General features: G+C 68.2%; 27 protein-coding genes. 15 read left to right on the plus strand and 12 right to left on the minus strand.

Annotation, left to right across the window (positions count from 1 at the left end):
* The first annotated feature begins 36 nt into the window (after positions 1 to 36).
* Together DEO23_RS12210 and DEO23_RS12215 are read left to right on the plus strand one after the other, a co-directional pair.
* Positions 37 to 270 carry a type II toxin-antitoxin system ParD family antitoxin gene (locus DEO23_RS12210; RefSeq protein WP_109276313.1) on the plus strand — a complete coding sequence of 78 codons (234 nt, stop codon included), beginning with the start codon at positions 37 to 39 and terminating at the stop codon, positions 268 to 270.
* The gene (locus tag DEO23_RS12215; RefSeq protein ID WP_109276314.1) at positions 267 to 557 is read left to right on the plus strand and encodes a type II toxin-antitoxin system RelE/ParE family toxin; all 291 of its coding nucleotides are present in this window, start codon (positions 267 to 269) and stop codon (positions 555 to 557) included. Before DEO23_RS12210 ends, DEO23_RS12215 begins: the two co-directional genes overlap by 4 nt.
* Positions 558 to 612: 55 nt before the next feature.
* On the opposite strand, the gene DEO23_RS12220 is transcribed toward DEO23_RS12215, so the two are convergent.
* Complete coding sequence (locus tag DEO23_RS12220) at positions 613 to 816, minus strand: hypothetical protein (protein ID WP_109276315.1); 204 nt, start codon at positions 814 to 816, stop codon at positions 613 to 615.
* A gap of 320 nt (positions 817 to 1,136) precedes the next feature.
* Between DEO23_RS12220 and DEO23_RS12225 the strand changes: the two genes are divergently transcribed.
* From DEO23_RS12225 to DEO23_RS15975, 10 genes are all read left to right on the plus strand, one after another.
* Positions 1,137 to 1,589, plus strand: a complete 453-nt coding sequence (locus DEO23_RS12225) for a hypothetical protein (RefSeq protein WP_109276316.1) — start codon at positions 1,137 to 1,139, stop codon at positions 1,587 to 1,589.
* A 13-nt stretch (positions 1,590 to 1,602) separates the two neighbouring features.
* Complete coding sequence (locus DEO23_RS12230) at positions 1,603 to 2,256, plus strand: DUF3841 domain-containing protein (RefSeq protein ID WP_165831827.1); 654 nt, start codon at positions 1,603 to 1,605, stop codon at positions 2,254 to 2,256.
* Positions 2,256 to 2,906 carry a helix-turn-helix domain-containing protein gene (locus DEO23_RS16110; protein ID WP_165831828.1) on the plus strand — a complete coding sequence of 217 codons (651 nt, stop codon included), beginning with the start codon at positions 2,256 to 2,258 and terminating at the stop codon, positions 2,904 to 2,906. The genes DEO23_RS12230 and DEO23_RS16110 overlap by 1 nt, the downstream gene beginning before the upstream one ends.
* Positions 2,907 to 2,983: 77 nt before the next feature.
* Positions 2,984 to 3,673, plus strand: a complete 690-nt coding sequence (locus DEO23_RS12240; protein WP_109276318.1) for a hypothetical protein — start codon at positions 2,984 to 2,986, stop codon at positions 3,671 to 3,673.
* Positions 3,670 to 3,897, plus strand: a complete 228-nt coding sequence (locus tag DEO23_RS12245; RefSeq protein WP_109276319.1) for a hypothetical protein — start codon at positions 3,670 to 3,672, stop codon at positions 3,895 to 3,897. The genes DEO23_RS12240 and DEO23_RS12245 overlap by 4 nt, the downstream gene beginning before the upstream one ends.
* A gap of 58 nt (positions 3,898 to 3,955) precedes the next feature.
* Positions 3,956 to 4,930: a hypothetical protein gene (locus DEO23_RS12250; RefSeq protein ID WP_109276320.1), complete on the plus strand. Its 975-nt coding sequence runs from the start codon at positions 3,956 to 3,958 to the stop codon at positions 4,928 to 4,930.
* Between the two features lie 278 nt (positions 4,931 to 5,208).
* Positions 5,209 to 6,324: a hypothetical protein gene (locus DEO23_RS12255; RefSeq protein ID WP_133249874.1), complete on the plus strand. Its 1,116-nt coding sequence runs from the start codon at positions 5,209 to 5,211 to the stop codon at positions 6,322 to 6,324.
* A 609-nt stretch (positions 6,325 to 6,933) separates the two neighbouring features.
* Complete coding sequence (locus tag DEO23_RS12260; RefSeq protein WP_109276322.1) at positions 6,934 to 7,707, plus strand: DNA/RNA non-specific endonuclease; 774 nt, start codon at positions 6,934 to 6,936, stop codon at positions 7,705 to 7,707.
* A 31-nt stretch (positions 7,708 to 7,738) separates the two neighbouring features.
* Positions 7,739 to 8,278, plus strand: coding sequence for a hypothetical protein (locus DEO23_RS12265; protein ID WP_109276323.1), 540 nt, complete (start codon positions 7,739 to 7,741; stop codon positions 8,276 to 8,278).
* 130 nt (positions 8,279 to 8,408) lie between these two features.
* A complete protein-coding gene (locus tag DEO23_RS15975; protein WP_133249875.1) occupies positions 8,409 to 8,660 on the plus strand; it encodes a hypothetical protein in 252 nt (83 codons plus the stop codon).
* Positions 8,661 to 8,670: 10 nt separating this feature from the next.
* On the opposite strand, the gene DEO23_RS12270 is transcribed toward DEO23_RS15975, so the two are convergent.
* From DEO23_RS12270 to DEO23_RS12285, 4 genes are all read right to left on the minus strand, one after another.
* Positions 8,671 to 9,255 carry a hypothetical protein gene (locus tag DEO23_RS12270; RefSeq protein WP_109276324.1) on the minus strand — a complete coding sequence of 195 codons (585 nt, stop codon included), beginning with the start codon at positions 9,253 to 9,255 and terminating at the stop codon, positions 8,671 to 8,673.
* Positions 9,252 to 9,677, minus strand: coding sequence for a helix-turn-helix domain-containing protein (locus DEO23_RS16620; RefSeq protein ID WP_109276325.1), 426 nt, complete (start codon positions 9,675 to 9,677; stop codon positions 9,252 to 9,254). Before DEO23_RS16620 ends, DEO23_RS12270 begins: the two co-directional genes overlap by 4 nt.
* A gap of 74 nt (positions 9,678 to 9,751) precedes the next feature.
* A complete protein-coding gene (locus DEO23_RS12280; RefSeq protein WP_109276326.1) occupies positions 9,752 to 11,086 on the minus strand; it encodes a site-specific integrase in 1,335 nt (444 codons plus the stop codon).
* A 282-nt stretch (positions 11,087 to 11,368) separates the two neighbouring features.
* Positions 11,369 to 12,307, minus strand: coding sequence for an alpha/beta fold hydrolase (locus DEO23_RS12285; RefSeq protein WP_109276327.1), 939 nt, complete (start codon positions 12,305 to 12,307; stop codon positions 11,369 to 11,371).
* Positions 12,308 to 12,406: 99 nt separating this feature from the next.
* Here DEO23_RS12285 and DEO23_RS12290 point away from each other — a divergent pair, with 99 nt between their 5' ends.
* Positions 12,407 to 13,048, plus strand: a complete 642-nt coding sequence (locus DEO23_RS12290) for an SGNH/GDSL hydrolase family protein (RefSeq protein ID WP_109276328.1) — start codon at positions 12,407 to 12,409, stop codon at positions 13,046 to 13,048.
* A 77-nt stretch (positions 13,049 to 13,125) separates the two neighbouring features.
* On the opposite strand, the gene DEO23_RS12295 is transcribed toward DEO23_RS12290, so the two are convergent.
* From DEO23_RS12295 to DEO23_RS12315, 5 genes are all read right to left on the minus strand, one after another.
* Positions 13,126 to 14,346: a pyrophosphate--fructose-6-phosphate 1-phosphotransferase gene (locus DEO23_RS12295; RefSeq protein ID WP_109276329.1), complete on the minus strand. Its 1,221-nt coding sequence runs from the start codon at positions 14,344 to 14,346 to the stop codon at positions 13,126 to 13,128.
* A 177-nt stretch (positions 14,347 to 14,523) separates the two neighbouring features.
* A complete protein-coding gene (locus DEO23_RS12300) occupies positions 14,524 to 15,312 on the minus strand; it encodes an inositol monophosphatase family protein (RefSeq protein WP_109276330.1) in 789 nt (262 codons plus the stop codon).
* Positions 15,313 to 15,395: 83 nt separating this feature from the next.
* Entirely contained in the window at positions 15,396 to 16,439 is a 1,044-nt protein-coding gene (gene rsgA / locus DEO23_RS12305) for a ribosome small subunit-dependent GTPase A (RefSeq protein WP_109276331.1), read from the minus strand.
* Complete coding sequence (gene aroA / locus DEO23_RS12310) at positions 16,436 to 17,761, minus strand: 3-phosphoshikimate 1-carboxyvinyltransferase (RefSeq protein WP_109276332.1); 1,326 nt, start codon at positions 17,759 to 17,761, stop codon at positions 16,436 to 16,438. The genes rsgA and aroA overlap by 4 nt, the downstream gene beginning before the upstream one ends.
* Positions 17,762 to 17,764: 3 nt before the next feature.
* Positions 17,765 to 18,373 carry a hypothetical protein gene (locus tag DEO23_RS12315; protein WP_240613385.1) on the minus strand — a complete coding sequence of 203 codons (609 nt, stop codon included), beginning with the start codon at positions 18,371 to 18,373 and terminating at the stop codon, positions 17,765 to 17,767.
* Between the two features lie 371 nt (positions 18,374 to 18,744).
* Here DEO23_RS12315 and DEO23_RS12320 point away from each other — a divergent pair, with 371 nt between their 5' ends.
* Entirely contained in the window at positions 18,745 to 19,398 is a 654-nt protein-coding gene (locus DEO23_RS12320) for a sigma-70 family RNA polymerase sigma factor (protein ID WP_109276333.1), read from the plus strand.
* The gene (locus DEO23_RS16255; protein WP_205678963.1) at positions 19,395 to 19,847 is read left to right on the plus strand and encodes a zf-HC2 domain-containing protein; all 453 of its coding nucleotides are present in this window, start codon (positions 19,395 to 19,397) and stop codon (positions 19,845 to 19,847) included. The genes DEO23_RS12320 and DEO23_RS16255 overlap by 4 nt, the downstream gene beginning before the upstream one ends.
* Before the next feature lie 386 nt (positions 19,848 to 20,233).
* On the opposite strand, the gene DEO23_RS16625 is transcribed toward DEO23_RS16255, so the two are convergent.
* Together DEO23_RS16625 and DEO23_RS12330 are read right to left on the minus strand one after the other, a co-directional pair.
* Positions 20,234 to 20,308, minus strand: coding sequence for a 50S ribosomal protein bL37 (locus DEO23_RS16625; RefSeq protein ID WP_370645926.1), 75 nt, complete (start codon positions 20,306 to 20,308; stop codon positions 20,234 to 20,236).
* Positions 20,309 to 20,372: 64 nt separating this feature from the next.
* Positions 20,373 to 21,050, minus strand: a complete 678-nt coding sequence (locus DEO23_RS12330; protein ID WP_109276334.1) for a GDSL-type esterase/lipase family protein — start codon at positions 21,048 to 21,050, stop codon at positions 20,373 to 20,375.
* Positions 21,051 to 21,057 lie beyond the last annotated feature (7 nt).

Here is a 21,057-nt window from a genome sequence, read left to right on the forward strand (position 1 = left end):
CGCCCGCCACCGATACCAAGAATTGGTACACGGCTCATGGCCCAGAACACTTCCATCAGTCTCGACGACCACTACGCAGGCTTCCTCGCTGAAGAGGTCGCCTCGGGACGCTATCGCACCTCGAGCGAGGTCATCCGCGCCGGCCTGCGGCTGCTCGAGGACCACGAATCGCAGATGCGCGCTCTGCGGTCGGCACTCGTCGTCGGCGAGGAGAGCGGTGCACCCGAAGCCTTGGACATCGACTCCTTCATCGCTGACAAGCGGCGATGAGCGCACTGCTCTTCACGCCTGCCGCGCGAGTCAACCTCTCGGAGATCTGGGACTACACCGAAGAGCACTGGGATGCGGGGCATGCCGAGACCTATGTGCTCGAGCTCCATGCGGCTGCTGAACGGGTCGCGCAGAATTCCTCTCGAGGGCGGCCCGCCGACGAGGTTCGAGCTGGATACCGTCGGTACGGGATCGGCCGTCACCTGCTCTTCTACTTGGTGCGCGACGACGCCGTCGTCATCGTGAGGATCTTGCATCAGCGGATGGACCCCACGCGACACCTGTGATGCGCGGACGCCGCACAGAGCAGCGTCGCGAGCAGGTGGCCGTTGAGATGCTGCTTCAGTCCCGGTCCAGCGACCTGGCTTGGGACCGGTAGTACAGGAACACCACGAAGGCGGCCAGGGCGGCGGTCAGAGCGAGACCCACTCCCGTATCGAACAGCGCGCCGTCTCGTGTCCAGCTGATCGCCGACAGGGCGACAGTGAGAAGGGCGAGCAGGATCGTTGCTGTGCGAGCGCGTCTCCACGCTGGTGAAGGGTGCATATCCCCATCGTGCCTCAGCGGCGTTCCTCGAACGAGATCCGCACACGCCGAAGGCCCCTCCGATCCTGAGATCGAAGGGGCCTTCGCGCTCCCGCTCGGGGAGAAGCTGCGCGGCACCGAGGTTCGGCCGGCTCATCCGTCCCGCATAACCCCCTCGGCCCCCTGGTTTCACCCACGTACGTGAGCTCCAGGCGGTTGCCGCCTCTCGACTCTACAGGCTTCTGCTGCGCCGCAGAAGGCCCCCGCGTCGGCCGGATCCACGGTTCCGATAGTGCTGGCTATCGGTCTGGTGCAGACTGGGCAGCGAGGAGGTGTTGAGCATGAGCGAGACGACCATCGACGCGTCCGCGCAGCGCGTTCGTCGCCTGCGCAATCGCCGCGACCTGCTCGAGCTGGACATTCGCCGCGAGGTGAAGCGCCTGTACGAGACGGGTCTGTCCGAGCGGAAGATCGCAAGGCTGGTCGAAGTGGCGCAGCCGACCATCCACAAGATGCTCGAGGTCGCGAGCCGAGATCCTGAGCTGCTTGACGGTTTCGCCGGCGCGACGCCGATGGAGATCTGCCAGCGCTACGCAGCCGGCGAGTTCGACCGCGAACAGCTGGTCGACGAGCTCGTGCGGTACCCCTACACCAAGGAGGGCACCACCGACGGGTACGACTGGCTGAGCGTCGATCCACCCGGCACCTGGTCGGAGGTCAGCGCAGCCATCGAGCGCGGCCTGATCGACGAGGACGTCTACGTAGACGTGTTCAACCGTCGCCATGGCCAGTAGGGAGCCCGGCTGCGTGAGACTCCCGGTGCGTCCCTGGTTCCTCGCGCCCCCGCTGCGCGTCGCGGCGGATCCGGCCGCCGAGGTGCTGACGCTGCACACGATCCAGACCCTCGAGGCCTACGAGCAGCTGATGGCGACCGGTGTGCTCGTCGGGGACCCCAGCCGTGGCGACGCGGAGTTCCAGGAGGCCTACGCCTGGATGCTCGAGCAGATGGACCGCCGCGGCGTCCCCGGCGCTCCTGGCGGAATGGTGTGGCTGTACGCGCTCACGAGCCGCCGCGACCTCTGCCGAAGTGCCCGGCGCGCTCGCGGTGACGTTTTGCTGACCGTGCGCATGGCCCGCGGTCGCGTGCTCATCAGCGACATCGCCGACTGGTGCGTCGTGCCCAACCGGTACGTGCACGTACCCCTGCGGCCGGGCGAGAGCGAAGCGAGCTGGGACGAGCGCTGGGAAGCGACAGACGCAGAGTTCACGGCGCGCTCCCGTCCGTACACGGACCTGCCCATGAGGCAGTGGCCGGCTGATCTTCGCGAGCAGATCGAACTCTCCTGGGAAGCCATCTTCGATCCCTCGACCTGGGCCCCGGGCCGCATGCTCCAGGCGACAGCCAGAGAACTCCGCGCCGAGGACATCGTGGGGGCCGTCCGCATCGCGAGGACCCTCTGATGCGCCGCCGGCTCACCGAGGGGCAGCGCGAGCAGATCGCCCTCGAGGCGCTTCAGCGCTACGAGGCGGGGGAGTCCTGGCGCGAGATCGCAGAGCGGCTCGAGCTACATCCAGGCACCGTGCAGCGGCTCGTCGCCGAGCGGCACCCGGTCACGTACCGGCGCTGGGGCCAGCGGCCCGTCGTGGACCCCGCCGAGGCGGCTCGGCGGCGGGAGCAGGGAGAGAGCATCCAGCAGATCGCGGAGGATCTGGACTGCTCCAGGACTGCCGTGCGCACGGCGATCGAACGCGCCACCGGCGCACCTTCCACTCGCTACCCGCGCCTGTCGACGCGGCGCGAGCCCACAGACGAGGAGCTCCAGAACCTCCGCGAGCTCTACGAGGCGTGCCCGCCGGCACCGCGGGCGCGACCCGGCCACCGCGACACCGCCGGCGTCGAAGGCGCGGCGCTTGCAGTGGCCTGCCTCGCGGTCGTCGAGGACGGGGTGCCCATGCAGACGCTGTCGAAGCAGCTGGGCCGCGGACCTACCTGGGTGCACTGGCTGCTGAGCAGGCACGACTGTCGTCCGCACGCCCGCGAGGGTCGCAGTACGGCGCGCAGGACACGGCCCACCCAGACCCCCGGCGGGCTTGCGGATACCGGCGAGTAGACGATGGCTTGGTGACCGACGGTCACAACTTTTTCAATGATGCGTCATCTGTCGGGATGTTCCGCTAGATTCCGGACATGACCAGTGATCCTCTGCAGAGCGTCCTCGACGCCGTGCGCGCCGAGCTCGGGGACCCCGCCACGTGGGGTGCCCCGGTGGAGATGCGCGACTCCCTCGCCCTGTGCGCCCTGAACTCCGCCCACTCCCTGCGTGCGAACAGCACCTCCGTGCGGAACCTCCTGCGCCGCTACCGGGCCCACCGCGCCGCGGCGGGCGCTGATCCCGAGAAGGACTCCGGACCTGATCTGGTGGCTGCGATGGACGCCGCCGGCGGACCGGAATCCTTCGCCCTTGCCGTGCTGCAGAACCGCACCCCGCTGCCGGGTACGCGGCAGGCGCGCTCGGTCGGCATCTACGAGGCGCTGATGAACCTGCACGACCTCGGCATCACCACGGCCGCGCAGCTGCGCGAGCGCCACGAAGAGCGTGACGTGCGACGTGCCTGGGTCCGCGTGAAGGGCCTCGGCCCGCAGTCGTGGGACTACCTGTGCATGAACGCCGGCGTTGGTTCGCTGACCAAGCCCGACGTCATGGTCCGCCGCTTCCTCACCCGCGCCGTCGGGGAGACGGTCAGGTCCGCCCGCGCCACGCAGCTGGTCACCGATGCTGCCCGAGAGCTCGGTGTCGAGGTGCGGGCGCTCGATCGTGCGATCTGGCTGCACATGTCGCCCACCGGCACCGAGAACACCGAGAAGGTTCCGTCATGAGCGTCGTCCAGGCGGGCGACATCAACGCCCTGCGCCTCGCGACCTCCGTCCGCTTCGAGCACCAGGGTCGGTCCTACGAGGGCCACGTCAGCTGGGCCGAGGACAACGACTCCGCGCTCTCGCACGAGAAGAACCACCCCGGCTGCGTCAGCCTCGTGCTCAGCGACGGCCAGAGCCTGAACGACCTCCCCAAGACCACTCCCGTCGAGACCCGGCCCAACTAGCCGGCGTCTCGCCCCTCCGTCCCGCAGTGCCCCACCACCCCACTCCCCAGGAGCCGACATGACCATCAACGATTCCCTGCAGCACGTTCCGCCGGCACCCGAGGCGTCCCGCTTCTCCAGGCGCACCCTCGCCCTGCTCCCCGGCGTCCTTCTCGGCGGTGCGCTGGCGCTCGGCGGCGAGAGCACGGCGAATGCTGCTGGCTCGGATCTGCGCGAGATGAACTTCTACCTGTCGTATACCCCGTCTGCGAGTTTCGACGGGAAAATGCACGCTGGCGGGAGCGTCTCAGCTTCGCTCATCGGCCTGCCGAAGGGCGCGGCTGTGAAGTATCAATGGCGGCTCAACGGCGCGAGCGTCAAGGGGGCGACGAAGTCCTCTTTCGCCATTCCTCGCTCGGCCGTCGGCAAGAAGCTCTCCCTGCACACAGTCGTCACGGCAAAGGGGTACAAGACGGATAGTGCAGAGTGGTCGCTCTCTCGCGTCGAACTGCCTGCGATGCCGACATACATGGGCTTCTACAGCGCCTTTGGGACGTACATCCAGGCACAGCCCCAGTTGCTGCCCAAGGGCGCGAAAGTGAAGTACCAGTGGCGGATCGACGGAAAGGACGTCAAGGGGGCGACCAAGGCCACCTTCAGCGTCCCGAACTCGGCCGCGGGCAAGAAGGTCTCGGTCTATTTCGTCGCCACTGCCAAGGGGTATGCCCGGCTCGCCGTCGACTACACGTACGGCGTCATGCCGGGCGGCAGCAAGAAGAAGACGCTGAAGGCCTCGACGCCGACGATCACCGGCACCCTGCGCGTCGGCTCGAAGCTCACCGCCCACAAGGGCACGTGGACCGCTGGCACCACGCGCACGTACCAGTGGTACGCGAACGGCGTCGCCATCAAGGGTGCGACGAAGTACACTCTCGTCGTCCCGAGCTCGGCCAAGGGCAAGCAGCTCACGGTGAAGATCACCGGCCGCAAGTCCGGCTACACGACCCTCTCGAAGGTCTCGAAGGAGACGTCGAAGATCGCCGCGCAGCGCTGAGCGCACCGGGGCCCACAGATTCCACCCTCGAAGCACCCTCGAAGCCTGCAGTGAAGGACGCCGTGGACCTGCCCGTGCGTGACTAATTCACCCCCACCCTTCACTTTCGGGTGATGCACCCATTCTGCGCTTCGGGGCGTCGTACAATTCTGCCCGTCCGAGTTCGCATCCCGTCACCGCTGACCAGGGAGATCGAACGCCGCAGGCCCGCCACGGCGTCCTGGGGGACGACCAACGTTGCACCCTTCCCTGCCACTTCTCACCCTTCGGAGACCACAGTGAATCTCCTGCTGCGAACTCGCGTGTACGTTCTGCTCTACCTCGTGTGCTGGGGAACCGTCATCTGGTCGATAGTGCAGTTCAACAACCTCACGTCAACCGCGGAAGCGATCATCTACATCCCGACGGTCGCGTTTATCGCGGCAATCCTGTTCGGGATGTGGCGCGTGAGAGCTCTTCGCAAGAAGCCTCTCCGGGATACCGTCATGCCGGGAACTCGATGGTACGGATTCTTCCGTGGCATCACGCGATTGTTCCTGATAGCGCAAATTCTTGTCAGTGGTGGGTCGATCTACCATTTCATGGGCGACCATTGGGACATCCAGCCCGCCTACGTCGCTCCGATTATTCTGCATGCCATCATCGTGGCCCCGTTCAGTGTCCCCCTGTCGATCCTCATAGGTCCCTTCGGGTTTGTCCTGCTGTTCTTCGAAACCGGAACCGAAGCAGCCGCGCGCACGGACATTGTCACAATGGACTTGCTGCTCATCGGCGGGGCGTTCTTCCGTCTCATTGAGGGGATGATCTTTTGGTGGGGTAGGGACGTTAACCTGTTTAGGTCCCTAGACGAGACCAGGAATCGGCTCTTAGGGCAAGCGCCCTCTAGGAAGTCGCGAGGAAAGAGGTCCCGAGCCGACGGGTCGTCCGCCGCCCCTGGGATGCCCAAGGCCGCCGTTGAGGACCCCGCTGCGCGTAACGCGCGGATAGAAGAGGAATCGCGAAAATGGGTTGCCTACGGGGAAGCGTTGCGCCTCCGCGGCTGGGATCAGGTTCAAAACGAGCTTGAGTTCCGTCGGCTGGATGACTTCAGCCAGGAGTGCATCAGCCATGACCTCACCATTCGGCTGCGGGACAGTTGGGATGAGCGAATGAAGCTCAAGAAGGGCGTCGGCAACACCCGTCGCCCGAACGCCTGGCGCACATATCCCGGACGCCCCGTGGACCGCTATTACCTCGAGCGCGACTTCGACGAGTGGGTCAAGAAGAACTCCGCCGACGGCGACATCACTCCGGAGGCCCGCCGGAAGTATGAGAAGGAGGAGCAACGGCGCGCGTACCGCCGCGATCAGAACGAGAGCAACGGTGGGTTCCTCTGGGACGTGGACAACGACTGAACGACGCTGCGTGTCCCGCTGTAGCCAGGCGAATATCCAATCCCTTTACCATGAAAGGCGGCCCTGACAGTTGCACCTGTCAGGGCCGCGGCGGCATGAGTGCCATCGTCTAAGGAAGCTCACACCAGCACCGAGTCTATCCGTACGCCCGCCATCGATGCCCCGGCTTCCCACACGGGAGTCGTCCGACGCCCAGATGTTTGATCCACTGCGAACGGATTGCGCGGGGCACGCCTGCAGGACTCGACGCTCTACGTCGGCTCGGGAGAGCGGGTTGCTGTGCGCGCGGTCTGACACACCTTCAACACCCCGGTGCGGCCCCTCGGCCCGCCGGGGTGCGCTTATGTGCGCCGCAGCTCCACCGCAGTGCAGCGAAGCTGCCCCGGGTCTGCGCCGGGAGCGTCTCGGCCGATTCATGGTCCGTGCTGCCCCGAAGGGTGCCGGCTTGCTCCCACAGCGTTGCCCTGAGCGAGCCGATGTCGGTGCTCATCAATACCCTGGTCGATCCCATGCACGTTGAGGGTGAAGACCTGGTCACGAGCGCCCCGATCGATCACACCAATGTCCTCGCAGATTCCGGCTGATCTCTAGTCCTCTGAAGGAGCCCCCATGTCCTCACGCACCACCGTCCCTCTCGTTGCCGCTCTGGCACTGGGGATCGGGGTCGCCCTCTTTCACGGGGTGCCGGGCCTCGAGGACTTCACCGCGGGTGCGTCGTCGACGGCGAGCAGCGCCGGTCCGGTGACCTCCGATCTCGACTTCGACGGTGACTACTTCACCGTCACCGGCAAGGCCCACATCGACCACAAGGACGCGAAGGCCGGCGCGGTCACGTACTGCCCGCTCGATGACCTCGAGCGCGCCACGTGCGCCTACGGCAAGCTCACCCCCGAGCTGCGTGAGCATGCACAGGCCTCCGGACGCCAGGAGATCGACGTGGACCCCGCAGGCTGGGACGTGAACGGTGAGGTCGACATCCCGGCGCTGCCGGACGTGACCGGCTCGAAGGCCTACCACGGCTGGTTCTGGAACCGCTCGCACCTGGTCGCCGACTCCCTCGGTGGCGACCCCAGCCACGAGAACCTCGTGATGGGCACGCGCACGCAGAATGTCGGCTCCACCCAACAGGATGGCCAGTACGCCGGCGGCATGGCCCACACTGAACAGGCCGCCCGCGACTACCTCGACTCCGCCGACGCCGAGGGCTGCCCGCTGTACTACGCGGCGACGCCGCGCTACACCGGTGACGAGCTCATCCCGCGCACCGTCACCGTCGACATCCGCTCCTGCAACGGATCGATCGACGAGCACGTCGAGGTCGCCAACACGGCCGCCGAGTACGCCATCGACTACACCACGGGCTCCTTCGAGCCGACACGCTGATCCCTCGACTCCCTGAAAGGCGGCTGCCCCGATGTTCAATCCGCTGCGGCTCTACCTCGTCATCGCCGTGATGGAGGTCCTCCTCATCCTCGGTGCGCTCGCCATCATCATCGGAGACCTGACCGCCGCGTCGGTCGGACCGCTCGATCTGCTGCACGCGCTCGCCTCGCTCGTGATGCTCGTCGCGGCCTCGGTCGCCTTCCGTCACGCGCTCGGCATCTTCCTCGCGTTCCGCAGGATTCTGCGCACGAGCAGCCTCGAGGCCCTCGAGCTGAATTCCCAGATCATCGCCCTGCGCACGCCTCGGATGAACCGGGCCCACGACGTGGTCATGGGGGCGATCATCGCCAATGACCTCATCTCCGCGGTGCGCTACTTCCTCGATGGCGACGTCGCGTGGGGCGTGTTCAACGTGGTGGTCGCGGCTCTGCTGCTGTGGATCCTCTTCCTCGGAGGAGGCCGGGGAGACCGCCGGTCCGTCAGCAAGCTGCTCGGGGACAAGACCCGGGCGCTGCGAGACCGACTCGTCGACATCCAGAAGGGCATGCAGCCCTCCCCGAACCCGGCGTGAGCCGGCGACCTGTGTACGCCTTTCCGAACCTGTGCACCCTCGAAAACACCGAGACGCCGGCCCTGCCTGTCGTCCTGTCCGAGAATCCTCAGTTCAGCTGGGACTACTACACGAACGTGGGGATCCACCTGTGAACGCCTACAAGCGCCGAGTTGAGGACCTCGACGCCGCTCTGCAGCTCCTCGACCGCGAGCTGAGCAAGATCGAACTCAACGAGGTCCGGGGCCGCAGCGAACTGCTGACGGTGGCTATGGATGTCGGAGGGCGCGTAGTGGCGGGGCACGGGGATATTCGTCGCCGACGGAGGAGCCAGATGTGGCGAGCCAACTTTGAGTGGGTCTCTTCGACGAACACCCTCGCCACGAGGCTGGCAGGAGACTAAAGATGAGGCTCTAGCGCGATGCATTGAGCGGGAGCCACCATACGGGCCCGCTTCGCCATCGCTTGAAGCCCTGCTCCTCGTTGGCGGCGCATAGCCGAGCGAGCGCTACGTCGCGGTCGGAGCCGAGTTCCATCGGTCCGTCCGGCGTGAGGGGCTCCGGCCTGAAGACCACGATCGTCTGTTGCGGCAGAAGACCGAGGATCTCCAGCACTTGGCGCACGAGCTCGCGCGCCAACCGGTAGCCACGCCACTTCTCGTCGAGCGTCAGGCGCGTGAGAAGCAGAGCAGCTATCGCTTCGTCGAACTCGTCCATGAGTTCGTCGGCTACGCGACCCAGATCAGCCGCATCACCGTCGTATCGGTCGCCCGAGTCGGCGAGATCGTGGTCCATAACCTCCCATTGGGCGGAGGTCACGAGTCCGCTGAGACGCCCTCCAAGATGCACCGTGTCGTCGAGAGTATTGATCATCTCGACCCGTGCATTGATGCGCCGCAACTGGTCGGAAGGGGAGTTTTCGCAAGGCGGCTCCATCTCGATTGCGGGAACATCGACGAGGAACTCTTCGTCGTCAGGGGTGAAGATGAAATCGATCATCGTCGGCCACCTCCGACAAGTCGCTCTTCGACCCACGCGTCAAGATCTGCGACGCGGTACAGGATGCCAGCGCGCGGGCCAGCGTGAAGCTTGGCATAACGGGGGCCCGTCCCTGACATGCGCATTTTCGCAAGGGTCTTCGGCGAGAGGTTGAGATAGGCGGCAGCTTGATCCCCTCGGAAGGTGAGAGGAGTGATGGTCAGTTCGGTCATTGCGTGCAGTGCTCCGGCAGGTTGCATCGGCTCCGCTGCACTGACCTGCGTCGGGGGCGGATCGTTCCCTGCCGCATCACACTGAGCACGGCCCCGTGGTGGTGCACTAGGCCGCGTGTTCTGGTCTGTCGCCACCCAGAACGCCAAAATCGAGGCGGAAACCCGGCGGCGAACCAGGCTGAGCCGACCTCTAAAGCTGAATACCCCCATAATACGCGACCTTCGTTCCTATTGCCACAGTTACTCCCAGAAGGTGCCTCGGAATGATGAGAGCGTTGGTCGCATCAGCCGGCGAAGATCGCGGCGCTTGCTTCCGCGGCCATCTCGATGGGCATCGCCGAGGTGTAGTAGTCCAACGCGACCTGCTCGGTGTGCCCCAACTGCTGCGCGCGAGCGGCAGGGGGTACACCCGCTGCCATCAACTGCATGTTCATGGTCGTGCGCCAGATGTGCGTGAGGTGTCCCGGCATCGACAGCTTCGCGATGTCGAGCGCGTACGCGAGCTGGTCGTACAGTGCCCGGGCTTCAGCTCGCACCTTGGCCAATTCCCAGACCTTAGTCCTGTCGCCCGCTTGGCCGACAATCAGTGTGTCCTCGGGGTCTTCTGGGTGGGCAAGAAGAAGCTCCCGAATGCGCCAAGTCGTCCGCTGGTCGAGCACGTGGGCAAGACGGGGGATACCTCCCTTGGCGATCGACTGATGAACATCGATCGAGACGTGCTCGACGTCGTCGCGGACCAGCCCTCGCCACGCCTGTCGGGCCTCCGAGATCCTCAGGCCGGTTCCTGCCTGGATCAGCGTCAACGAGATCATGTTCCGTCGCATCGTCACGCGGTGCTCGAGTCCCCAGCGCCCCCTCCTGGGCGCGGCGATTCCCTGCGACGGGTCCATCGCGACCAAGTAGTCCACGACGCGGTTGTATTCGTCTCGCGTGAGGGCAACGGCAGGTCCCGAAGACACGCCTTCTCGCTGACGAGCCATTGACGTGAGGTCGATTCGTTCTCCCTTGATCGGGTTGGTCTCGAGGAGCTCGTGACGGCGGAGGTTGCGGAACACCCATCCAGTGAGGACTGAACGAGCTCGACGGGAAGTCTCCTTGCCGTGGAGCTCCGAGATCTCTTTGAGGCAGGCTTCGATCGCGAGCATCTTGGTGGCGGCCTGGATCGTCTTGGGGCCCAGCGCCTTGTCGTGCTGAACCGCTTCGTGCGATTGGCCATCGCACTTGCCGAGCAGCAGATCGAGCGATGCCGCGTATGCCTTGCGCGTCATCTCGGAGAGGTTGGGCGCATTGATGATGTCGGGCCTGACGACGGCCTCGCAGAACTCGCTGAGCGACGAGCGTCGGGTCCAGTCAGACGCGCCGCCTCGAGTGTGCTCCTCGAGCATGTCTACAGCAGTAGCCCGTGCCTTGTTGCGGATCGCCGTGTCGGTACTCCGGGGAGGACCTTGGGTGAACCTGCGCGTGGGCTTCGCGTCGCCCGGCAACAGGATCGACCACGCGAGCCGACGGCTGATGACCTTGCCGGCCTCATCTCGGAGGTCCGTCACCTGTGCCCGATCGATGCTGTGCTCGCCCTCGCTGAGTCTGGTCCTCGCGGCCAGTGCGCGTCTCTTCGTCATGGCCCAAACCTATACGCAAACCTATACGCAAGAATCCCTCAATCCGGAGGAATGGAGGAGCTTCTGGAGCGATCTGGGAGATCATGTATGTGCAGATGAGCTGCGCTGATGTGCCAAACTGCCAGGGGACTCCCAGTATTGGCCGCAGTAGCCCGGAGGTCGTAGGTTCAAATCCTGCCCCCGCTACGAGATGAAGGCCCTCGGTCCGGAAACGGACCGGGGGCCTTCTGCTTTCCCGGAGTCCGAGCGTGGCGGGCAGCGCACGATGGGATCTGATGTCCGTCAGCGCCTCTGGAGACGGGCCACACGCAGAATCTCCGCACAGACCAGTTCGGGCTGCGTGAGCATCACCAGATGCCCCGACGACTCGGCGAGAACGAACCGCCCCGGATCCCCTCGCTCTGCTCGCCGCCGGTGCGCCTCGTTCAGCTGCGCTCGCAGCGACGCCCCGACGCCTGCGCTGCTCGCACCGGACACCACGGTGACAGGCACAGCAGGTCCGTCGTACGCCGCGACGAGATCACGGAGTTCGACCAGGTCACCGGCCATGTCAGCACTCTCTGCGATCTGCGTGCGCACGGCCTTCGGCGTGTACATCTCGGCCCGGGAGTCCCGGCGCGCACGCTCGGGCAGCATCGGCACGGTCCTCGCGTACATCGGACCCAGCACGCCCAGACACGCCAGCGGAGGGAACAGCACACCCTGTATCCGGTTCATGCGGGAGAAACCTGCCGTGAAGTAGTACTCGCACAGCTCGTCGGCGGGGTCCAGGAGCACCAGCCCGCGGATCCGCTCTGGCCTGTGCGCGGCGGCGAGCCGCACGATCGGACCGCCCCAGCTGTGACCCACGAGGACGAATCCTGGGCTTGCTCCGCCCGGGATGGTGACCTCCAGCGTGTCGAGGAGTGCGTTCAGATCGTCGGCGAGCTGTTCCAGCCGGCGCGGTCCCGCGGCGGCCGGACTCCTGCCCAGGCCTGCCCGGTCGTAGGCCACGGAGCGCACGTGCCCCGCGAGCCCCTGCCGGACGAGCGCCCAGATCGAACGGGTGGACGCGGCGCCGGCCTCGAGCACCACGGTCGGCGCGCCGTCCGCTTCCCCCGACCCGCCCGCGACGTCCTCGAGATGCAGTACCCGGTGCGGCCCGATCGAGGCCGTCGTGGCCTCGGGGCCGCCGCGGCCGGTGTGATCGGAGACGGCGCGTGACGGTGGACGCAGGCGCATGAGGGCCTCTCGGCAGCGGTCGGTGCGGGCCGGGGCACGGAGACCACCGGATGTGAGAGATCGTAGGCGGTTCCCTGCGCGCTCTGAGAAGATCTGCGCATGAACGACGCCGTCCCCTCCCGCAGTCTGCTCTTCATCGGTGACTCCATCACCGATGCCGGACGGCGCGAGGATCCCGAGCACCTCGGCTTCGGGTACGTGCGGCTGATCGCCGAGCACATCGCCGCCCACGAGCCGGGATCCACGGTCGTGAACACGGGGATCGGAGGCGATCGGGTGCGAGACCTCGTGAGCCGCTTCGATCCGGACTGCCTCGACCACGCCCCGGACGTGGTCACGATCTACGTGGGCGTGAACGACACCTGGCGCCGTTACGACAGCGACGACGCGACCTCGGCCGACGACTTCGAGGCCGAGTACCGGTACCTGCTGGACCAGCTGTCGGCGATCCGTCCGGGAACGCCCGTGATCCTGATCCTCCCGTTCGTCGCCGACATCGACGAGGAGAAGGCCCGCTACCACGAGGACCTCGACGAGAAGGTGGCCCGGGTCCGCGATCTCGCCCGCGAGTTCGGGCACGCGATCGTGGACACCGAGGAGATCCTCGAGCGCGCCTACGCCGACGGCCACACCCCCGCGACCATCGCCGAGGACGGCGTGCATCCCAGCATCGCCGGGCACCGACTGATCGCCGACGCCTGGCTGCAGTCCTACGCGGAGATCGACCAGCACCGAGGCTGAGCCGGCTCGCGGCCGGTGACAGCGGGCCGGGAACCAGCACGCGCGCCCGCCGCCCAGGGGACGACGGGCGCGCGGGATCAGTTCGCCTCGGCGGGCTCGACCTTCTGGCCGATCCGGCCCATGACGTCCTGGAACCAGGACTGGGAGATGTCGAAGGCCTTGTGGCCGGCGATGCGCTCGAACTCGACCGCGCGCAGCAGGTTGCCCTGCTCCTCGTCGTGCCCGATCACGCCGGTGCCGCCCTCGAGGGCCACCTGCACCGCGAGATCGGTCATCGACTTGATCAGTCGCAGGTCGTCGGCGTTGGCCTTCGCGGAACGCGCGAAGTAGCCGGACTTCTGGACCATGACCTTCTCGGCGCCCAGCTTCTCGGCGAACTGCCTCGCGAACCACTGGCCGGGGTTGATGGTGTCGAGCTTGACGTGGCCGAAGGGGTCCTTCTCGGGCTCCTCGCCGCGCGCCTGCATCTCGGCGACGATCTCGGGGATGCCCGCGCCCTCGGACAGGAAGATGTTCACGCAGCCCGCGGAGTCCATGACGCCCTTCAGGCGCTCGGCCTCACCGTCGATGTCCAGGGCCATCTCCGGCAGGAACACCGCGTGGACGTCCCAGCGCTCGGCCGAGTGCCCGATCTGCGGCAGCCACTGCTGCTGGGAGTGCCACTGCTGGTAGTACTCGGCCGCCTGCGCGGTGAGGTAGCCGCAGGAACGCCCCATGATCTCGTGGATGATCAGCATCCTCGGGTTCGAGCCGTGCTCGGCCAGGACGTTCTGGGCGAAGACGCTGGTCTGCTCCGCCGCGGTCTTCGCTCCCAGCGACTGGCGGATCGGCACGATGTCGTTGTCGATCGTCTTCGGCAGGCCGACGACCTGCAGGTCGAAGCCGTTGTCGTGCAGGTGCTTGGCGAGATCCGCGGCGGTGGTGTTGGTGTCGTCGCCGCCGATGGTGTGGAGAACGTCCACGCCGTCGGCCTTGAGCTTGTTGGCCGCGACCTCGAGAGCGTCCTCACCCTCCTGGATCAGTCCGCGCTTGACCAGGTCCGCGGTGTTCGTGAGCTTCACGCGGGAGTTGCCGATGGGGGAGCCGCCGTAGTTGTGGAGCACGCCGGCGTGGGCGCGGACCTCGTCGTCGACCACGATCTTCTCGCCCGACAGCAGACCCCAGTAGCCGTGCTTGTAGGCGATGATCTCGACGTCGGGGACCAGCTCGGTGTAGCGCTCGATGAGACCGGCGACGGCCGAGGAGAGGCAGGGGGCATAGCCACCGGCGGTGAGCAGGGCGACGCGCTTGATCGTCATGGGTGGGGTCCTTCGCGGGTTCCGGGAACGTGCGCGCGCGGGCCGACGGACCGCGCGGCGCGTGGACCGCTCCATCGTATCGGCCGGGCCCGGGCGCATGCCCGTCGTGCCGCGGCTCGGACGAGGGTCCGTGGCGGTACCGGCGCAGGGACTTCCACGCCGCTGCCCGCCCCGGGATCAGTCGCGGGCGGCGAGGGCCTCGAGGGTCTCCTCGTGCAGGCGGCCGTTGGTGGCGACGGCGTTGCCGCCGAACGGACCGTCCTCCCCGTCGAGCGAGGAGAAGCGGCCGCCCGCCTCGGTGACGATGGGGGCGAGCGCTGCCATGTCGTGCAGCTTCAGCTCGGGCTCGGTGGCGACGTCCACGGCGCCCTCGGCCAGCAGCATGTAGGACCAGAAGTCGCCGTAGGCGCGGGTGCGCCAGAAGCGCTGCATGAAGTTGAGCATCTGGGGGAGCCGCTCGATGTCGGCCCAGCCGTGCAGGGAGGAGTAGGACAGCGAGGCGCTCTCGATCTCGTCGACCTCGGAGACCTGCATGCGGGTCGCGGAGTTCAGGCGCGTGCCCGTCCAAGCGCCGGTGCCCACGCCCGCCCACCAGCGGCGCGAGAGCGCGGGGGCGCTGACCAGGCCCACCACCGGCTCGCCGTCCTCGACGAGCCCGATCAGCGTGCCCCACACCGGCACACCACGCACGAAGTTGCTGGTGCCGTCGATGGGGTCGATGATCCACTGCCGCGGCGAGTGCCCGCTGGAGCCGAACTCCTCGCCGATCACCTGGTCGCGCGACCGCGAACGGGAGAGCTGGCTGCGCACGAGCTCCTCGGCCGAACGATCCGCGTCGGTCACCTCGGTCAGATCCGGCTTGGTCTCGATCGCGAGGTCCTGGGCCTTGAAGCGGGACAGGGTGAGCTGGTCGACCGCGTCGGCGAGGACATGGGCGAGCCGCAGATCATCGGCGTAGGAAGACATGGCCACACCCTACGGCCTCGCGTGCGCCGCTCGGTGCGCGCCCGAACCGCGGGCCGCTGCGCACGGTCCGGGGCTCGGCGCGCTCACGCCTCCCAGGGGTCGTTGCGCCGCAGCGCCTCGTCCAACCGACGGTAAGAGGCCAGACGTTCCGGGCCCGCCGGGCCGGCCTCACCCCGCTCGACCGCCCCGTCGAGCGCGCAGTCCGGCGCGTCGGCCGCATGGGAGCAGTCCCGCGGGCACTGCTCGGCCAGCAGCGCGAGGTCGGTGAAGGCCTCCAGGAGCTCCTCGGGGGAGACGTGCCCGAGTCCGAAGGAGCGCACGCCGGGCGTGTCGATCACCCAGCCGGAGTCGTCGGGCAGGCGCAGGGCGAGGGCCGAGGAGGAGGTGTGCCGGCCGCGGCCGGTGACGTCGTTGACGCTGCCGGTGGCGCGGTCCGCGCCGGGCACCAGGGAGTTCAGGAGCGTGGACTTGCCGACCCCTGAGTGCCCGATGAGCACGCTGGTACGCCCTTGCAGATGCGAGGCGAGCTGCTCGATCCCCGACACCTCACCGGCCTCGTCCAGGTGCGTGACCACGTGCTCGACCCCCAGCGGCGCGTACTGGGAGAGGAAGTCCTCGGGATCCCGCAGATCCGACTTCGTCAGGCACAGCAGCGCAGGGATCCCGGCGACCCAGGCGGCGACCAGGCAGCGGTCGATCATGCCACCGCGGGGCTCGGGGTCCGCCAGCGCCGTCACGATCACCATCAGGTCCGTGTTCGCGACCAGGGGCCGCTCGGTCGCGTCGTCGTCGTCGGCGCTGCGGCGCAGGAACGAGCTGCGCTTCTGGACCTTCACGATCCGCGCGAGCGTGCCATCCCTCCCGCTGGTGTCGCCCACCAGGCCGACGACGTCGCCGGGGACGATCGGCGTGCGACCGAGCTCGCGGGCGCGCATCGCGGTGACCAGACGCTCGTCGTCGGTGCCGGAGCCGATGACCGTGCGCCAGCGGCCCCGGTCCACGGCCGTGACGAAGGCGTCCTCGGCGTCCTCGTGCCGGGGACGGATCTTCGTGCGCGGGCGGGAGCCCCGGCGGTTGGGGCGGATCCGGACGTCGGACTCGTCCAGGTCCCGGATCCTGCGGCTCACCGCTGATCGACCGCCTCGTCGTCGGTGTGCAGCATCGCCAGCCACATGCCCACGAAATCGGGGAGGGTCTTCTGGGTGGTCGCGATGTCCACCACCTGCACGTCCGGGACGCGCAGGCCGATGATCGCGCCGGCGGTGGCGATCCGGTGGTCCTCGTAGGTCTCGAACTCGGTGCCGGTCAGCGGGCCCGGGTGGATCTCGAGGGAGTCCTCGTGCTCGACGGTCCGACAGCCCAGCTTCGAGAGCTCGGTGGCCAGGGCATGGATCCTGTCGGTCTCGTGGCCCCGCAGATGCTTGATGCCGCGCAGATGGCTGGGGGAGTCCGCGAGCGCCGCGAGGGCGGCGATGGTGGGCGTGAGCTCCCCGGTGGCCGAGAGGTCGGCGTCGATACCGTGGATCGTGCCGGTGCCGCGGAAGCAGACGTCGCCCTCCTCGCGCCAGCACTCGGCGCCCATGCGGGTCAGCAGGGTGCGGAAGGCGTCCCCGGGCTGATCGGTCTGCTCGGGCCAGTCGCTGATGGCGATCTCGCCCCCGGTGACCAGCGCGGCGGCAAGGAACGGGCCGGCGTTGGAGAGGTCCGGCTCGATCCGCACGTCCTCGAAGGCGACCGGCCCGGAGGTCACGGACCACACGTGGGTGCCGTCTGCCTCCTGGGCGTGGTCCACCTCGAGACCGGCCCGACGCATCTCGGTCATCGTCATCTCGATGTGCGGGAGCGAGGGCAGCGACTCGCCCACGTGGCGGATGCGGAGGTCCTGCTCGCAGCGCGCGCCGACCAGCAGCAGGTTCGAGATGAACTGGCTCGAGGCCGAGGCGTCCACGTCGATGCTGCCGCCGCCGAGGGTGCCCTTGCCGTGCACGACGAAGGGCAGATGCCCCGCCTCGCCGGTTTCGGTGACCTCGACGCCCAGGGAGCGCAGCGCCTCAATCACGGGCCCCATCGGCCGCAGCAGGGCCGAGTCGTCACCGGTGAAGGCGACATCCCCGTGGTGCAGCGCCGCCAGCAGCGGCACGAAGCGCATCACCGTGCCCGCCAGACCCGTGTGGATCTCGATCGGGTCGACCGGATGCTCGGCGGGCGGTGGGATCGGGGAGATCCGCAGCGCCTCGCCCTCGACGCTCAGGCTCGCGCCCAGGCGTTCGAGGGCGTCGCGCATCAGACGGGTGTCCCGGGAGACCAGCACACCGGTCAGGTCGCTGGGCCCCTCGGCGATCGCCGCCAGCATCATCCAGCGCGCGGTGAGGGACTTCGACCCCGGCACGCGCACGAGCGCGTCCACGGGACCGTCGGCGAGAGGGGCGGTCCAGGTGACCTCCGACATCGATCAGCCGTGCTGCTGGGCGAGCTTCTGCGATGCCTTCTGCGCCTGCTTGGTGACGTCGTCGGCCTTCTTGCCGGCCTTCTTGGAGACCTCGCCGGCCTTCTCCGAGACCTTGCCCGCCTTCTTGGAGAGCTTGCGCTGCCGCTGCTCGGCCTGCTTCTGGCTGTGCTCGACGAACTGGCCCCACTGGTAGCCCAGCGAGGGGCGCCCCTCGCGGTCCAGGACCGCGATCATCACGCCGCCCAGCAGACCGACGTCGCTGAGGAGGGACTTGATCTCGTCCAGGCGCTCCTCGCCGCGCAGCTCCCAGATCTTCTTGCGACCGGCCAGGCCGACGCTCGTGGTCAGCAGCAGCACGCCGGCGGCGGCGCGCGGCGCCTTGCCGCTGGCGTAGGCGAGACCGGCGGTCGCGGCGACGGCACCGCTCACGCGGAGCACGGCGCGGGCGTCGACGAAGCCCGGGGCCTGGGAGCTCTCCAGCGTCTTGTCGAGCTGCGCGAAGGCCGAGGGCGCGATCTCGATCTCACGCTCGGGCGAGATCGCGGTGCGCACACCCTGGAAGATGAAGGGAGCGGCGAGTGCGGGGCGGGCGATGCGGCGGATCAGCGACATGGTGTCCTCACGTCTCGGGGTCGATGGTCGACCGGGACGGACCCGGCGATGTGACCAGCCTATCGCGCGTGCAGGAGGGGTGCGTGCGCGCTCACAGTCCGGCGGCCCGCGTGGGGCCGCAGGGAACATCCGGGTCCGCGTCGGCGTTGACGGAGGACGGAAGGATCCATCCGGCGCGGGTGGATCGTCGAGACGAAGCACGCAGGAGGGCGAGCGTGGGCAGCACCCTGGTGGCCGATCGGTCTGCTCCCCGTGCACCTGCGGTTCCCGGGACGACCGGACACGTGACCACTGCCGACGCCCTCTCGGCGGCTGCGGTGGATCCTCGTAGCCCGTTCGCGGCGGGGACCCGTGACGTACCGTGGAGCCTGATGACCACCACCGATCATGACGGCGACCGTGCCCCCGGCGCCGATGGCGCGAGCACCGCTCCCGCCGACTTCGACTTCGAGGCGGAGTCGCTCGCGCACCTCGACTCCCTCTACGGCGGTGCACTGCGCATGACGCGCAACCCGCAGGACGCCGAGGACCTGGTGCAGGAGACCTACCTGAAAGCGCTGCGGGCCCAGGACCGGTTCACGCCGGGCACCAACCTGCGCGCCTGGCTGTACCGCATCATGACCAACACCTACATCTCCTCCTACCGGCAGAAGCAGCGCCGGCCGCGCGAGTCGTGGAGCGAGGACGTGGAGGACTGGCAGCTCGCGGAGGTCGAGTCCCACACCAGCCGCGGTCTGCGCTCGGCGGAGGCGGAGGCGCTGGACCGCCTGCCCGACACCGCCGTGAAGACGGCCCTGCAGGAGCTGCGGGAGGACTACCGGATGGCGGTCTACCTCGCGGACGTCGAGGGGTTCGCCTACAAGGAGATCGCCGAGATCATGGACACCCCGATCGGCACCGTCATGTCCCGACTGCACCGCGGCCGTCGTCAGCTGCGGGACGCGCTGAGCGACTACGCGCGCGCGAGCGGCTTCCTCCGGGACCAGCCGCACGAAGGACAGGACGACGGGGAGGAGGAACGATGAGCCAGCAGATGAGCTCCGGGACGGGCCCGGGAGTGGAGCCGGAGCAGGACCCGCGCCAGGGCCCGGTTCAGGACCCGCAGATGCGCGGCGAGGCCGGTGCAGAGGCTGGCGGTGCGCCCGACTCCGGCAGTGCGCCCGACTCCGGTGGTGCGACTGACTCCGAGCGCCGGGACCTTCGCTTCGGTCTCGAGGAGGCGCTGGACGGCGAGCTGCCCGCCGACGTCGTCGCGCGGATGACCGAGCACGCCGAGGGGTGCCCCGAGTGCGCCGCCGAGTTCGCCCGCCTGCGCGCCATGAAGGACCTGGTGCGTCGTTGCTGCCAGGCCGAGACGGCCCCCGCGACGCTCCGCGAGCGCATCAGCGTGCAGTACCGACGTCTCGAGGTCGAGCACGGCCCCGACGGCGCGACCTTCCGCTCCACCACCTACCGACGCACCGAGTTCGGCTGATCCGGGGACCGGCGGTTCGACGGGTCGACGGACCGGCGGATGCCCGGCTGATCGTCGGGTCGAGCCGACCGGGAGAGCGTTTCGCATCAGGGTCTGGGCTCCTAAGGGACTAATAGCGCATCATCTGCCAAATATGGCAGATGATGCGCTATTAGTCCCTCCGAGGCCCTGGGGCCGGTGCCCGAAGCCCTGGGGCCGGTGCCGAGCTCGAGGTTCCCCGCAGCCCTGGCAGGCAACGAGGCCCGCCCTATCCCCGCGCCCACCCCCCCCAACACGCAACGAGGCCCCCTCCGCACGGAGGGGGCCTCGTCGATGTTCAGGTGCTGCACGGGGCCGTGCGCCGGGCCGATGGGCCGAGCGGGGCGGCTCGCTGTGCAGCGCGCGCCTCAGGTGTTGGGACGCTTGCCGTGGTTGGCGCCGTTCTTGCGACGGGACCGGCGCTTGCGACCGCGCTTGCTCATCACGCTCTCCTTCCTTCGGCCCGGACAGACAACCTCAGCATTCTGTCACAGGCTCGGGGGTCGATCAGTCGGAGGTGCCCAGGAAGCGACCGAAGCCACCATGCAGCACGAGCCAGGCCATCAGGCCGTAGCCCGTCTGCCCCGGGCGATCGGTGCCGGTGCGTGCGAGATCGGAGGACCACTGGTCGTGGCCCTCGAGCGATCGCACGGTGTCGACGTAGGGCACGCGGCGGCGCGCGCAGACGTCGTCGAAGGCTCCGGAGAGCTCCACGAGCGACGCCGAACGCTCGCGATCAGCACTGGGAGGCGGACCCACCACGAAGGAGGGGATCCGCATCCGTTCGAGGCCGTCGAGGACCTTCGCCAGGTTGAGGCGGGAGCGGGCCAGGGACACGCCCTGGTCGATGTCGGCGCTGCCCAGACCGAGCACCACGCGGTGCTCGACGAGGCCCTGGGCGAGCCCGTCGGCGTCGGCGCGCACCCGCACCTCCTCGTCCCAGCGCTCGGCGAGAGAGGCCGAGGACTCCCCGGGGATCGCGCTCGTGTAGAGCTGGATGCGCGGGCGTGCACCCTGCTCCCTGGCGACGGCGCGCCCCAGCCAGCCCAGGGCGCGGGCATCGCCCACACCGGCGAGGAGCTCCTCGCCGAGGGCGATCAGGCGGATCGGCCTGTCGCTCGCGGGGGCCGGGGCGGCCGGGACGGTCCGCTGGACCGGGACCGAGCGGGGGGCGGGCTGTTCCACGTCGTCT

Origin of the sequence: Brachybacterium endophyticum, assembly GCF_003130585.1 — a bacterium.
GTDB lineage: Bacteria > Actinomycetota > Actinomycetes > Actinomycetales > Dermabacteraceae > Brachybacterium > Brachybacterium endophyticum.

What these genes read in the sequence shown, in the direction of transcription:
- DEO23_RS12265 (WP_109276323.1), top strand. Translation starts at nt 7,739, where the DNA reads ATGTTCAATCCGCTGCGGCTCTACCTCGTCATCGCCGTGATGGAGGTC.
- DEO23_RS16255 (WP_205678963.1), top strand. Translation starts at nt 19,395, where the DNA reads ATGAGCCAGCAGATGAGCTCCGGGACGGGCCCGGGAGTGGAGCCGGAG.
- DEO23_RS12285 (WP_109276327.1), bottom strand. Translation starts at nt 12,307, where the DNA reads ATGCGCCTGCGTCCACCGTCACGCGCCGTCTCCGATCACACCGGCCGC.
- DEO23_RS12250 (WP_109276320.1), top strand. Translation starts at nt 3,956, where the DNA reads ATGACCATCAACGATTCCCTGCAGCACGTTCCGCCGGCACCCGAGGCG.
- DEO23_RS16110 (WP_165831828.1), top strand. Translation starts at nt 2,256, where the DNA reads ATGCGCCGCCGGCTCACCGAGGGGCAGCGCGAGCAGATCGCCCTCGAG.
- DEO23_RS12225 (WP_109276316.1), top strand. Translation starts at nt 1,137, where the DNA reads ATGAGCGAGACGACCATCGACGCGTCCGCGCAGCGCGTTCGTCGCCTG.
- DEO23_RS16620 (WP_109276325.1), bottom strand. Translation starts at nt 9,677, where the DNA reads ATGGGGGTATTCAGCTTTAGAGGTCGGCTCAGCCTGGTTCGCCGCCGG.
- DEO23_RS12320 (WP_109276333.1), top strand. Translation starts at nt 18,745, where the DNA reads ATGACCACCACCGATCATGACGGCGACCGTGCCCCCGGCGCCGATGGC.
- DEO23_RS12315 (WP_240613385.1), bottom strand. Translation starts at nt 18,373, where the DNA reads ATGTCGCTGATCCGCCGCATCGCCCGCCCCGCACTCGCCGCTCCCTTC.
- DEO23_RS12215 (WP_109276314.1), top strand. Translation starts at nt 267, where the DNA reads ATGAGCGCACTGCTCTTCACGCCTGCCGCGCGAGTCAACCTCTCGGAG.
- DEO23_RS12280 (WP_109276326.1), bottom strand. Translation starts at nt 11,086, where the DNA reads ATGACGAAGAGACGCGCACTGGCCGCGAGGACCAGACTCAGCGAGGGC.
- aroA (WP_109276332.1), bottom strand. Translation starts at nt 17,761, where the DNA reads ATGTCGGAGGTCACCTGGACCGCCCCTCTCGCCGACGGTCCCGTGGAC.
- DEO23_RS12245 (WP_109276319.1), top strand. Translation starts at nt 3,670, where the DNA reads ATGAGCGTCGTCCAGGCGGGCGACATCAACGCCCTGCGCCTCGCGACC.
- DEO23_RS12300 (WP_109276330.1), bottom strand. Translation starts at nt 15,312, where the DNA reads ATGTCTTCCTACGCCGATGATCTGCGGCTCGCCCATGTCCTCGCCGAC.
- DEO23_RS12260 (WP_109276322.1), top strand. Translation starts at nt 6,934, where the DNA reads ATGTCCTCACGCACCACCGTCCCTCTCGTTGCCGCTCTGGCACTGGGG.
- DEO23_RS12290 (WP_109276328.1), top strand. Translation starts at nt 12,407, where the DNA reads ATGAACGACGCCGTCCCCTCCCGCAGTCTGCTCTTCATCGGTGACTCC.
- DEO23_RS12295 (WP_109276329.1), bottom strand. Translation starts at nt 14,346, where the DNA reads ATGACGATCAAGCGCGTCGCCCTGCTCACCGCCGGTGGCTATGCCCCC.
- DEO23_RS12270 (WP_109276324.1), bottom strand. Translation starts at nt 9,255, where the DNA reads ATGATCGATTTCATCTTCACCCCTGACGACGAAGAGTTCCTCGTCGAT.
- DEO23_RS12240 (WP_109276318.1), top strand. Translation starts at nt 2,984, where the DNA reads ATGACCAGTGATCCTCTGCAGAGCGTCCTCGACGCCGTGCGCGCCGAG.
- DEO23_RS12210 (WP_109276313.1), top strand. Translation starts at nt 37, where the DNA reads ATGGCCCAGAACACTTCCATCAGTCTCGACGACCACTACGCAGGCTTC.
- DEO23_RS12220 (WP_109276315.1), bottom strand. Translation starts at nt 816, where the DNA reads ATGCACCCTTCACCAGCGTGGAGACGCGCTCGCACAGCAACGATCCTG.